General features: G+C 37.9%; 11 protein-coding genes. 10 read left to right on the forward strand and 1 reads right to left on the reverse strand.

Annotated elements, in window-relative coordinates:
- Positions 1-173 precede the first annotated feature (173 nt).
- From fdrA to I583_RS16055, 7 genes are all read left to right on the forward strand, one after another.
- Positions 174-1,724 carry an acyl-CoA synthetase FdrA gene (gene fdrA / locus I583_RS16025; RefSeq protein ID WP_010762464.1) on the forward strand — a complete coding sequence of 517 codons (1,551 nt, stop codon included), beginning with the start codon at positions 174-176 and terminating at the stop codon, positions 1,722-1,724.
- A complete protein-coding gene (locus I583_RS16030; protein WP_010762465.1) occupies positions 1,721-3,145 on the forward strand; it encodes a YlbE family protein in 1,425 nt (474 codons plus the stop codon). The genes fdrA and I583_RS16030 overlap by 4 nt, the downstream gene beginning before the upstream one ends.
- Before the next feature lie 21 nt (positions 3,146-3,166).
- Positions 3,167-4,309, forward strand: a complete 1,143-nt coding sequence (locus tag I583_RS16035; RefSeq protein WP_010762466.1) for an ankyrin repeat domain-containing protein — start codon at positions 3,167-3,169, stop codon at positions 4,307-4,309.
- 24 nt (positions 4,310-4,333) lie between these two features.
- Entirely contained in the window at positions 4,334-5,776 is a 1,443-nt protein-coding gene (locus tag I583_RS16040; protein ID WP_010762467.1) for a cytosine permease, read from the forward strand.
- Complete coding sequence (locus I583_RS16045; RefSeq protein WP_010762468.1) at positions 5,773-6,243, forward strand: nucleoside deaminase; 471 nt, start codon at positions 5,773-5,775, stop codon at positions 6,241-6,243. The genes I583_RS16040 and I583_RS16045 overlap by 4 nt, the downstream gene beginning before the upstream one ends.
- 273 nt (positions 6,244-6,516) lie before the next feature.
- On the forward strand, positions 6,517-7,080 hold the full coding sequence (gene efp / locus I583_RS16050) for an elongation factor P (protein WP_010762469.1): 564 nt from the start codon (positions 6,517-6,519) through the stop codon (positions 7,078-7,080).
- 144 nt (positions 7,081-7,224) lie between these two features.
- The gene (locus tag I583_RS16055; RefSeq protein WP_010762470.1) at positions 7,225-8,388 is read left to right on the forward strand and encodes a cation:proton antiporter; all 1,164 of its coding nucleotides are present in this window, start codon (positions 7,225-7,227) and stop codon (positions 8,386-8,388) included.
- A gap of 55 nt (positions 8,389-8,443) precedes the next feature.
- Here I583_RS16055 and I583_RS16060 read toward each other — a convergent pair whose 3' ends face one another.
- Entirely contained in the window at positions 8,444-9,913 is a 1,470-nt protein-coding gene (locus I583_RS16060) for a peptide MFS transporter (protein WP_010762471.1), read from the reverse strand.
- A 188-nt stretch (positions 9,914-10,101) separates the two neighbouring features.
- On the opposite strand from I583_RS16060, the gene I583_RS16065 reads away from it, so the two are divergent.
- From I583_RS16065 to I583_RS16075, 3 genes are all read left to right on the forward strand, one after another.
- Positions 10,102-10,488 carry a YbgA family protein gene (locus I583_RS16065; protein ID WP_010762472.1) on the forward strand — a complete coding sequence of 129 codons (387 nt, stop codon included), beginning with the start codon at positions 10,102-10,104 and terminating at the stop codon, positions 10,486-10,488.
- 202 nt (positions 10,489-10,690) lie between these two features.
- Positions 10,691-11,527: an ABC transporter permease gene (locus I583_RS16070; protein ID WP_010762473.1), complete on the forward strand. Its 837-nt coding sequence runs from the start codon at positions 10,691-10,693 to the stop codon at positions 11,525-11,527.
- On the forward strand, positions 11,520-12,299 hold the full coding sequence (locus tag I583_RS16075) for an ABC transporter permease (protein ID WP_010762474.1): 780 nt from the start codon (positions 11,520-11,522) through the stop codon (positions 12,297-12,299). The genes I583_RS16070 and I583_RS16075 overlap by 8 nt, the downstream gene beginning before the upstream one ends.
- Positions 12,300-12,315: the final 16 nt, after the last annotated feature.

Below are 12,315 nucleotides of genomic sequence, written 5' to 3' on the forward strand. Positions count from 1 at the left end.
TCATTCGAGACTAAACGAGCCCGCTATGCTTTTAGTTTATCTAGCAATGCAGGCTAGTCTTCCGGAAAAAAGATAACTAATAAGTGAGGCAAAAAACACTTCAGTTATTAGTTCCTATTTTTCATTCGAGACTAAACGAGCCCGCTATGTTTTTATATTAAGGAGGAACGCAAATGGCAATCAGTATTAAAATTCAACCCAATACGTATATTGACTCTGTCTCTTTGATGGCATTATCAACAAAAGCTAATCAGTTAGCTGGAGTCGATCAAGCAATCATTGCGATGGCAACCGAAATGAATAAAGAAGTGATGAAAAATGTTGGTTTATTTACAGATGAAATTGCTCAAGCTCAAACGAGTGATTTAATTATCGCTTTAGAGGCTAAAGACGAACAGGAATCAGCTGACTTGATTCAAAAAATCGAAACGTTGATGACTGAAAAAAAAGAAAAGACTGCCAATCAAACGACCGAAAGCTTTACTACGATTGAAACGGCGAAAAAGGCTATTCCAGAAGCGAATATAGCCGTAATTTCCGTCAACGGTCAGTATGCTGCTCGTGAAGCAAGAAAAGCGTTGAACAATGATCTACATGTGATGATGTTTAGCGACAACGTGAGTGTAGAGGAAGAAATCGAATTAAAAGATCTAGCACATGAAAAAGGTTTATTAATGATGGGTCCGGATTGTGGAACGGCAATTATCAACAACGTTGGCTTATGTTTTGCGAACAATGTCCGAAAAGGGAGCATAGGGATTGTTGGAGCTTCTGGCACAGGAAGTCAAGAAATCAGTGTTCGAATCCATGAATTTGGTGAAGGGATTTCTCAATTGATTGGGATTGGTGGACGAGACCTCAGTGAAGCGGTTGGTGGAAAAATGATGTTGGATGCGATTGATGCAATGGATGCAGATGAAGATACAAAAGTGATCGTGCTGATTTCTAAACCGCCAGCAAAAGTGGTGGAAGAAAAAATCCTTGCTAGAGCTAGAATAGCGGATAAACCTGTTGTTATTTGGTTTATTGGTAGTGAAACACGAGAAAATGAAGAAGGTATTTACTTTGAAAAAATGTCTAAATCCGCAGCTTTAAGAGCTGTTACTTTAGCAGGAATCGATCAAAATAGTTTGGATGTTCATCCGTTGAATTTACCTTTGATCGAGGAAGTTCGAGGGAAATTGAATTCAGAACAAAAATACATTCGTGGGTTATTCACAGGGGGAACGCTCTGTGATGAAGCGATGTTTACTGCAAAAGAACGTTTTTCTGATGTATATAGCAATATCGCAACGGATCAAGAATATCTTTTGCACTTTGGTGATAGGAGTAAAGCACACACATTTATTGATTTTGGTGCAGATGAATTTACCAATGGCAAACCCCACCCAATGATTGATCCATCTAATCGAATTGCTCGTTTTACAGAAGAAGCAGCTGATCCTACAGTTGGTGTGATTCTAATGGATTTTGTACTAGGATATGGTGCTCATTCAGATCCGGTCGGTGTGATGATTCCGGCAATGAAAGCAGCGAAAGAACAAGCGGCAGCAAAAGGGAGACATTTAGAAATCATCGGCTATGTCTTAGGGACAGATTCCGATAAACAAAACATCAATGAACAAGTCGAAAAATTGACTTCAATTGGTGCAACATATGCCAGTAGCAGTCAAAATGCTGGCTTACTAGCAAGAGAATTTGTTGTGAAAGGAGCAGAAAAATGAGTAAAATCACTGAATTATTTCAAGAAGAACCTGTTATTATCAATCTTGGTATTGAATCATTTCAAGAAGAATTGGTGGAACAACAAGTCAAAGCGACTTATTTAAATTGGGCCCCTCCAGGACGAGGCAAAGCCAACATTTTAGCCGCTTTAGAGAAAATCGAAACACCTGAAAATTTAGAAAAAATCAAAAATGCAAATGAAGAAGCGGTGCATCGTATCATTTCTTCTCAAATTTCGCTGAGTGGCTACGATCAAGCTATCAATGTTGTACCAGGTATGACTAAAAATACGATTTTACATGCGGGACCACCGATTACTTGGGCTAAAATGAATGGTCCGATGAAAGGTGCAGTCAAAGGCGCATTGGTCTTTGAAGGCTTAGCGAAAGACTTAGAAGATGCGGAACAAGTTGCAGCTTCTGGTGAAATCATTTTCTCACCATGCCACGAACATCAATGTGTCGGTTCAATGGCAGGCGTAACCTCAGCGTCTATGTATATGCATATCGTGGAAAATAAAACATACGGCAACGTGGCTTTTACCAATCTAAGTGAACAAATGTCAAAAATTTTACGGATGGGTGCTAATGATGATAGTGTGATCGAACGCTTGATTTGGATGCGGGATGTTTTTGGTCCAATTTTACGTGACGCTATGAAATTATGTACTGATGGTATCGATTTAAAACATATGCTGGCTCAAGCGCTGCATATGGGAGATGAATGCCACAATCGCAATAATGCTGGCACGACATTACTGATTCAAGCGTTGACGCCTTATATTATTCAAACAGAACATTCTATCGAAGAAATGAAGGAAGTATTTGACTTTGTTGCTAGCAGTGATTATTTTTCAGGACCAACTTGGATGGCAATGTGTAAAGCAGCTTTAGATTCAGCAGTTGGTATTCCCTATAGTACAGTCGTTACAACAATGGCGAGAAATGGCACGGAATTTGGTATTCACATTAGCGGTATTGAAGGGAATCCATGGTTTGTTGGACCTTCTCAAAAAGTTATCGGTCCGATGTTTGCAGGTTACAAGCCAGAAGATGCTGGACTTGATATTGGAGATAGTGCAATCACTGAAACCTACGGAATAGGGGGCTTTGCAATGGCTGCCGCTCCGGCAATCGTCGCTTTAGTCGGTGGGACGATTGAAGATGCTCTACGTTTCTCTACGGAAATGCAAGGAATCACAACCGCAGAAAATCCAAATATCACGATCCCAACATTAGACTTCATGGGTGTTCCATCAGGGATCGATAGTTTAAAAGTCATCCAAACCAATACATTACCAATCATCAACACAGCAATTGCTCATAAAGAAGCCGGAATCGGAATGATTGGAGCGGGCATCACTCACCCACCGATGGAAGCTTTTGAAAAAGCCATTATTGCATTTAGTGAGCAACTATAAAAAGTAGAAAGGAGAGAAATCATGGATACAACAAAAGTAGATCAAACCTTATTCCAAGCAATCAAATTAGAGCAAACGGAACAGGTTCAGCAATTATTAAACGAAGGTTGTGATGTGTCGGTGACTGATGAGTGGGGACGTTCCCCGTTGATGGTAGCGGTGCAATCTAATCATTTGTCTATGGTCAAAGAATTGCTGATTTTTGGTGCAGATGTAAATCAGCGTGACCACACACTACTTACACCTTTCATTTGTGCGGCGGCTAATGGATTTGATAACATCGTTAGTGCAATCATTCAATCAGGACGCGCGGATTTAGCTTCTGTCAATCGTTTTGGCGGCACAGCCTTGCTTCCCTCTAGCGAAAAAGGTTATTTAAGAACTGTTCAGCTGTGTCTGGCAGCAGGTGTTCCTGTTAATCATGTTAATCGTTTAAGCTGGTCAGCGTTGTTAGAAGCTGTCATTTTAGGTGATGGTGGTTTCTTATATCAAGATGTGATTCGTGAATTAATTCAACATCATGCGGACATCGCTCAAATAGATGATACTGGGAAAAATGCGCATGATTATGCGAAAGAAACAGCTAATGAAAAATTAATCTCTATTGTAGAAAAACAAGAAGTCGAAGAGTTGATTTTTCACGAGGTACGAACCTATTTGAGAAAAGGAAAACTGAATCAGGCCCTTAACGTATTAGAAGCACAAGATCAAACGAATTTAGAAGTTCTTTATTATTTAGGCTATACGTACCAACGCTTAAAAGACTATCCTACAGCAATCGATTATTATGAAAAAGGCTTGGAACAAGATGAGCAATTTGCTTTCTATATCGGAAATAGTTATCGGATGATAGGAGAGATAGACCGCGCATTGCAAATTTATGATCAAGCAATCAAAACAGATCAGGGCTTCTTTTATCGTTATCATAAATCTAATTTTTTAAGAGAGTTAGGTCGCCATGAAGAAGCTGTCAAAATGATGGATGATTTGTTAAAAGACTATCCTAGACGAGTTGATTTTTATTTTCATAAAGCAAACAGTTTACGTAGTTTGAATCGGCATCAAGAAGCCATCGAAGCCATGGAACGAGCGATTCAACTCAATCCAGAAAATCCATTATTTTCAGAACACCGTGCACAATCACTTCAGTTAGTAAAAAACTAAAGAAATGTATTGGAGGAAAAGACAATGGAATCAGTAGAAAAACAAGTCATTACGGACGCACCGACCTACTCGGCAGAATTATTGCCAAAAACAGGGGCAGATAAAAATTGGGGAATCTTCAACTATGTCACTTTATGGATGGGCGCAGTTCACAATATTCTTTCTTATATGACTGTAGCAGGTTTCTTCTTATTAGGTTTAAATACGAAACAAGTGCTAGCCGCCGTAATGTTGTCTGCTGTGATCGTCTCGATTTTCTATGTACTAAACGGGATTGCATCCGCTAAATATGGGTTGCCATTTCCGATGTTGTTACGCTCGGTTTTCGGTGTAAAAGGAGCAATCATTCCGTCGCTATGTCGTGGGTTGATTGCAGGTGTCGTTTTCTTTGGAACACAAAGTGTGGTAAGCGCTCAATCATTAGATGTTTTATTCAGCCGGATTTTTCCTAATTATATGAATATTGGTGGTGGGATGACGATTCTTGGAATGCCTGCTCCAACGATGCTGAGCTATTTGATCGTTTGGTGTGTAACTGTTGCTCTATTCTTAGGTGGAACGAAAGTTTTGGATAAATTTGGTAACTGGTCTTCACCGATTGTTTATGTATTTATTATAGGAGCGGCTGTGTGGACAATTCAAATTGCTGGTGGTTTTGGGCCCATTTTAGCGTATACACCTGCCAATGCAACAACCAGCCCAATTGTTTTTATTGCCTGTGTGAGTGCATTAGTTTCAAATTGGGCAGGGCCAATCGTTAATATCGGCGACTTTACTCAAAAAGCGAAAACATCAAAAGCAATGATCATTGGGTTGCCACTTGGCTTTATTCTTTCTTATATCTTGTTTGCAATTACATGTGTAGGGTTGATTGCAGGCACTCAAATCGCGTTTGGAGAACCGATTTTTAACATTGTCAATGCCTTTGATAAAATCGATAATACATTTGCAGTCTTTGTTTTGATTCTAGCCTTGAATATGGGCGCATTAGCCTTTGTCGTGTTTGGTAATTTATTCCCAGCAGGCTTGCAAATGTCATCCTTGTTTCCAAAAATTTTAGATGTGAAAAAAGCAGGTGTTTTAACAGCTATCATTGGTACGATGATTTTACCTTGGAAATTAGTAGAAAATGCATCGACATTATTTTATTTTTATAGTTTCATTGGATCGATGTTTGGACCAATTGCAGGAATTATGCTAGCGAGTTTTTATATTGAACATAAACAAGTACTCAATTTGGACAACATTTACGTTGGAAATGGTGATCTTGGAGAGTTCAAATCAGGCTATAACAAAAAGGCGATGATTACTTTAGCGACTAGTTTTGTAATTACGATGTCAGGTGCCTTTTTACAATCAATTCCGTTTTTGAAAACGATCAATGATTTTGCCTTTTTTTCAGGATTGATCTTTTCGTTTGTTGTGTACAGTGTTCTTAGCAAAGTGGTGAAAGGAGAAAAAGCATGAACTATATGAAAATGGCAGCAGATGCAACTGTTGTTGGAATGGAAAATAAATTTGGTGGTCCATTTGGCGCAACACTCGTTAGAAAAGGTGAGGTGATCGTTTCAGTCAGTAATACGATGATGCGAGATACTGACCCATCCGCGCATGCAGAAATGGTTGCTGTGCGTGAGGCTTGTAAAAAGTTAGAGACAATGGACTTATCAGATTGCGAAATTTATGCAACATGTGAACCTTGTCCAATGTGTGTTGGCGCTATTTTATGGGCAGGGATCAAAACGGTCTATTATTCAAATACTAGAGAAGATGCTGCAAAACATGGTTTTTCGGATATGCATTTGCGAAACTATCTTGATGGTACTGATAAATCATCGTTAGCAATGATTCATACAGGCGGATGTCCGGAGTGTGATTCTTTATGGGAAACGTTTGATAAAATCAATTTGAATGATGTGGAGAAGGAAAGGTAGTATACTTTTACGGCCTCTATTTATCTGAATTTTATGTGATTGGGATATGACTCAACGAGTTATCACTCAATCACTTTTTTTGTCAAATGAGATTTTCCGATGTTTTACTGCAAAAAAATGAATCCAAACAACGTATTCTCTAGAATATCCGCTAGTAATCTGCTACAATGGTTGAGAAGAATTTTTTTAAGAAGGATCTCTAATTTAGAGGCACTACACTAACGTTTCGATCAGACTTTTCGGTCGAACCTTAAAGAAAGAGGAGAAAACAACATGATAGCAGTAAGTGATCTTAAAGCAGGTATGACTTTTGAACAAGACGGCAAATTAATCCGTGTAATGGATGCTAGCCATCACAAACCTGGTAAAGGAAACACGGTTATGCGTATGAAATTGAAAGATGTTCGTACAGGCGCTACAACGGACACAACGATGCGTCCAGACGATAAAGTCAAGAAAGCTTTTATCGAAAGCAAACCAGTTCAATATTTATACAGCCAAGATGATACAGCTAATTTTATGGATTTAGAAACATATGAACAGTATGAAATTCCAACTTCTGTGATTGAGTATGAATTAAAGTATCTTTTAGAAAATATGGAAGTAAAAATCCAATTTTACGGATCAGAAGTAATTGGGATCACACTTCCAACAACAGTTGTCTTGAAAGTAAAAGAAACACAACCATCGATTAAAGGTGCGACTGTTTCTGGTTCAGGTAAACCCGCAATTATGGAAACAGGTTTAGTAGTAAACGTTCCTGATTTTATCGAAGCGGATGAATCATTAGAAATCAATACACAAGAAGGTACGTATCTAAAACGTGCATCAAAATAAGATAAATGAAATAGCTGGCAGGTGAGAAATCAATCTGTCAGTTTTTTATTGTGCTTGTCAGGTAGGAATCCTTCCATAACTACTAAATCTAGTTGGCATGGTACAATAAGTTATGTATTTTTATATAGAGAAAGGGAGAGAAATATGGGTTTTCTATTAACATTGTGTCTGGTCTTATTATTTACAAAACTTGCTGGGCATTTTTGTAATCGAGTGGGGGTTCCTTCTGTCATTGGGGAATTGTTAGTCGGTATTTTGATTGGACCAGCCTTATTAGGTTGGATCAAACCAGATGACTTTATGCATTATTTTTCAGAAATCGGTGTTATTATTTTAATGTTTATTGCAGGGTTGGAAAGTGACTTGGAATTATTGAAAAAATATTGGCGGCCGGCCTTATCAGTCGCACTTTTAGGGATAGTATTTCCTGCGGCGATGGGTTTTGGTGTTGGGGAAATGTTTCAGTTTTCCGTTCAAAATTCGATTTTCCTAGGGGTTCTTTTTAGTGCTACATCCGTTAGTATTTCGGTTCAAGTACTTAAAGATTTAAAAAAAATAGACAGTGAAGAGGGAGCGACCATTCTTGGCGCGGCCGTTGTCGATGATATCGTTGTGGTGTTGATCTTAGGAATCATGTTGAGCTTGATGAATCGCTCTACGCCAGGAGGAAGTTTACCGATGTGGGAAGTGTTACTACTGAAAGTTTTCTTCTTTGTTGTGATTTTTGCGGCCAGCAAATGGCTTGTACCTTGGCTTTTGAACTTGAGTAAAAAATTGATTGCGATAGAAGCTGTTTCTGCGATTTCCTTAGTGATTTGTTTAGGTTTTGCCTATTTTGCAGAGATGTTGGACATGGGAGCGATCATCGGAGCCTTTTTTGCTGGGGTAGCAATTGCTCAGACTGATTATCGTAAGCGAGTAGACGAAAAACTAGAGACAATTGGGTATACCGTATTTATTCCGATGTTTTTTGTTTCTATTGGGTTGAATATGACATTTGCCGGTATGTCGAAGCATTTTCTTTTTATTGTCGTTTTAACGGTTGTTGCAGTGTTATCGAAATTATTAGGTGGTGCTTTAGGTGCCCGTGTCACTGGGTTCAAAGGCATTTCTACAATGATTATCGGCTCAGGAATGGTTTCTCGTGGTGAAATGGCATTGATCATTGCTCAAGTAGGTTTGACCTCAAGTTTTCTTTCAGAAGAGTATTATTCATCTGTGATCATTGTTATTATCGCTACGACGATCATTGCCCCATTGTTGTTAAAAGCAACGATCATGAAACAAGAAAAACAACTTCAGTATTAGAATAAAAAAAGTTTCTGCCAAAGCCGAATAGAATGCGCTTTGGCAGAAACTTTTTTTAGTGGACAGAACCCATTAATTTTTTGATTGGTTTCTTTGAAAGAATCAGTAGAATACCAGCGATGACCGCTACAATTCCGACGATACCGAAGTACGCTGATTCAGTTTGAGGTGTATAAAAACGTGCGATTTGAGCATTGATTGCTTGTGAAGCGGCATCCGCTAACAACCAAATCGCCACTGTTTGTGATTCAAAAGCTTTAGGCGCAAGCTTTGTTGTAATTGATAGTCCAACGGGTGAAATACACATTTCCCCTACGATCATAATGAAGAAACTAAAGAATAACCATAAAGGACTAACTCGCGTATCCGTTCCGTAAAGTAATCCTGGCAGCATTAAAAGGACAAAAGAAAGACCAGCAAAAACCAATCCTAATGAAAATTTGACTACGGTTGATGGCTGTCTTTTCCCTAATCTTGTCCATAATGTCACGAAAACAGGCGTTAAAACAACCACAAAAATCGGATTTAATGATTGGAACCAGCTAGGAGCAATTGAAAACCCAAACAAGGTATCATTTGTCCGTTCATTTGCAAATAATGCTAAAATTGAAGAGCCTTGTTCTTCTAATGACCAAAAAACGATTCCTGCTAGAAACAATGGAATGTAACCAAGAACTCTCGGTTTTTCCTCTGCCGTTACGTTTTTAGAGGTTAACATTTTGATAAAATAGTAGACAGGTAACAAAATACCCAGCACACTAACACTATTGATAAAGAAACCAATTGTTAAATGCCCCATCATAAAGGCTCCGCCAAAAAGTACGATGACAAAGACAAGTGCCATCAATAACGAGCGTTTGAATGCTTTGCGTTCTTCCATTCCAATCGGATTCGTTGGTTTTAAGCCGATACTTGCTAATGATTTTTTACCTTGTAAATAATATTGCAGTAAACCAAAAAACATACCAAATGCTGCTACAGAGAACCCAACATGATAGTTATAGGTTTGACCTAATGTTCCCACGATGAATGGTGCCAGTAATGCGCCGATGTTGATACCCATGTAAAAAATAGAAAAGCCGGCATCTCGGCGTGTATCTGTTTTTGAATAAAGATGACCAACCATACCGGAGACGTTCGGTTTTAACATCCCTGTACCGATTACGATCAATAGGATAGAAAGAAATAATGCAGCAATCCCAAATGGTGTCGCTAGAACGATGTGACCGACCATGATGAATACGCCGCCGAAAAAGACTGTTTTTCTAGCACCCAGCACTCGGTCAGAGAGCCAGCCACCAACAATACTGGACATAAAAACAAGAGATCCATAAATCGACATGATTGCCAAAGCTGTTTCTTTGGGTAACCCTAAACCGCCGTTTGCGACCGTATCATAGATATAGTACAGTAGAATTGCCCGCATACCATAGTAACTAAATCTTTCCCACATCTCAGTAAAGAAGAGTGTAGACAATCCTTTTGGCTGACCCAAAAATGACTTGTCTAACTGCTGCTCGTCCATAAAAAATAACCTCAATTCTTTTTAATATTCAGAAAATTCATTTAACCTAGTGTTTCTGAAAAAAGTATATAGAGAACATTTTAAACCTTTTCTCTTTTAAACATCATAAATTTTCATGAATAGACTATAAGAAAAATGGTATTTTTATTCATTTTTTTTTCATAATATGGATAGAAAGGAAGTTGGCTATGAAAATAATAGCTCAAAGACAGCAAGAATGGAGTGCATTGAAGTATTTGATTTTGTCAAAATCTCAAAGCGATTATAGAGCAATCAGAAAATTATTTACGGATGATAAGTGGGATGAAGGAAAAGAACGGGCATTTCGAAGCTATTTGCAACACGCACTAGCTGAGCCACCAAAAAAAGGCAATCTTCTAAACGCGTATCAACATGTTTGGGGATATTTTAAAAACAAAGCATCAGAGACAGAACGACAAAAATATGAAGAGTTGCTCGAAACATTTTCTGTAGATCATGATACATTACTCCCTTTTTTAAAAGAACTCACGTTAAAATATCAAGAACAATATCTACTACAGTCAAAACTTCTTTTTCCAAAAGAAGAAAAATAACTAAATGAATGAAAAAGCGATTCAGACAACGGATTTTTATCATAAGTTCGTTATAAATGTTTGAATTCGCTTTTTTTACATGTATAAATATATTTTTTTGTCAATACACGAATATTTATCGCTTGAATAAAAAAAACATATTGAAATTAGATAGAAAAATGAGTATACTAAATCAGTGGAAAAACGAACGAGGAGTGTATAAATGAACAAGAATGTTCCGTATTTTATCGTAGCACCTGGAATGATTTTATTATTATTTTTCTTAATGATTCCTTTGGCGACAAGTATTTTACCAACTATTTTTTCAGATCAAGGGGTGACATTGAGCAGCTACCTCGATTTTTTTAAAGACGACTATAACATGTCGATCTTTTGGCGCACGATTAGAGTTTCATTGATCGTTACGTTTATTTCAATTTTATTAGGGATTCCAACCGCTTATTATATCGCTGGAGTTAGTAAAAAATGGCGTGGGATTTTAATGGCGATGACCTTGTTTCCGTTGTTGACTAATTCAGTAATTCGTAGTTTTGCTTGGATCAACATTTTAGGAAAAACTGGTGTAATCAACACATTGTTGTTGAAAACAGGTTTGATCGCTGCTCCTCTGAATTTATTATATACAGAGTTTGCAATTATTATTGGCTCTGTTTATCTTTTTTTACCAACGATGATTATGACGCTTGTGGGCGTGATGGAAAATATCGAAGGGGAAATGCTAGAAGCCGCTGAAACGTTAGGGGCAAGTCCATTCACAGCATTTCGGAAAGTTGTTTTGCCGCTTTCTATTCCAGGAACGATCGTTGGCAGTATCTTGGTTTTTACTGGGACACTGACAGCCTATACAACACCTCAATTGTTAGGTGGAAATCAGAAAATGATGATGTCGACCTTTTTATATCAAAAGGCCAATACTATAGGAGATTGGAATGCAGCGAGTGTTTTAGCCTTAATCATGATTGTTGTAACATTGATCGTTATGAAAGGCTTAGACATAGTAGCCAAAAAAGTTGATAGGAGAGAAGCAAACAATGCGTAAACAAAAAGGGATGACGTTGATTGCGATCCTAGTATTTTTATTTTTATTCTTACCACTTTGCTTGATTGTTGTGACGTCTTTTGGGACAGCCGCAGCAATTCAGTTTCCAATAAAAGGATTTACTTTAGATTGGTATGCAAAAGCGTTGCAGTCAGATACGTTTATGAGCAGTTTTAAATTAAGTTTAATGATTGGTGTATTAGCAACCGTTTTAGCATTGGTTGTTGGGATTCCAGCATCATATGCCTTAGCACGTTATTCAGTTAGAGGACGAAACTTTATTAAAAGCTTCTTTTTATCCCCAACTGTGATTCCGGGAATCGTTGTTGGATACACATTATTTCAATACATTGTCATCAAATTAGGCTTACCGATTTTTCAAGGGTTATTGATTGGGCACTTTTTAATCAGTTTACCGTATATTATTCGAGTAGTTGGTTCAAGCATGGAGCAGCTGGACTATTCGATGGAAGAAGTTGCTTGGACTCTAGGGTGTACGAAAACAAGGGCATTTATTCAAATCGTTTTACCAAATGTCTCTTCAGGCATATTTGCAGCCTTTATGTTAGCTTTTGTAAATTCATTCAATAATGTTCCAGTGTCGATGTTCTTATCTGGACCAGGAGTGACCATGTTGCCAACTTCTTTACTTAGTTACATGGAATACAATTATGATCCAACTGTTTCAGCCATTTCAGTAATGTTAATGTTACTTACAATGGGCTTGATGTTTTTGATCGAAAAAACATTAGGATTAGCTTCGATTGCGTAAATAAAAGAGAAAGCAA

Origin of the sequence: Enterococcus haemoperoxidus ATCC BAA-382 (assembly GCF_000407165.1) — a bacterium.
In the GTDB taxonomy this organism is placed as follows: domain Bacteria; phylum Bacillota; class Bacilli; order Lactobacillales; family Enterococcaceae; genus Enterococcus_L; species Enterococcus_L haemoperoxidus.

Coding starts and splice junctions, on each gene's coding strand:
- I583_RS16030 (WP_010762465.1), top strand. CDS start 1,721: ATGAGTAAAATCACTGAATTATTTCAAGAAGAACCTGTTATTATCAAT.
- I583_RS16045 (WP_010762468.1), top strand. CDS start 5,773: ATGAACTATATGAAAATGGCAGCAGATGCAACTGTTGTTGGAATGGAA.
- I583_RS16055 (WP_010762470.1), top strand. CDS start 7,225: ATGGGTTTTCTATTAACATTGTGTCTGGTCTTATTATTTACAAAACTT.
- I583_RS16065 (WP_010762472.1), top strand. CDS start 10,102: ATGAAAATAATAGCTCAAAGACAGCAAGAATGGAGTGCATTGAAGTAT.
- I583_RS16040 (WP_010762467.1), top strand. CDS start 4,334: ATGGAATCAGTAGAAAAACAAGTCATTACGGACGCACCGACCTACTCG.
- I583_RS16070 (WP_010762473.1), top strand. CDS start 10,691: ATGAACAAGAATGTTCCGTATTTTATCGTAGCACCTGGAATGATTTTA.
- efp (WP_010762469.1), top strand. CDS start 6,517: ATGATAGCAGTAAGTGATCTTAAAGCAGGTATGACTTTTGAACAAGAC.
- fdrA (WP_010762464.1), top strand. CDS start 174: ATGGCAATCAGTATTAAAATTCAACCCAATACGTATATTGACTCTGTC.
- I583_RS16075 (WP_010762474.1), top strand. CDS start 11,520: ATGCGTAAACAAAAAGGGATGACGTTGATTGCGATCCTAGTATTTTTA.
- I583_RS16035 (WP_010762466.1), top strand. CDS start 3,167: ATGGATACAACAAAAGTAGATCAAACCTTATTCCAAGCAATCAAATTA.
- I583_RS16060 (WP_010762471.1), bottom strand. CDS start 9,913: ATGGACGAGCAGCAGTTAGACAAGTCATTTTTGGGTCAGCCAAAAGGA.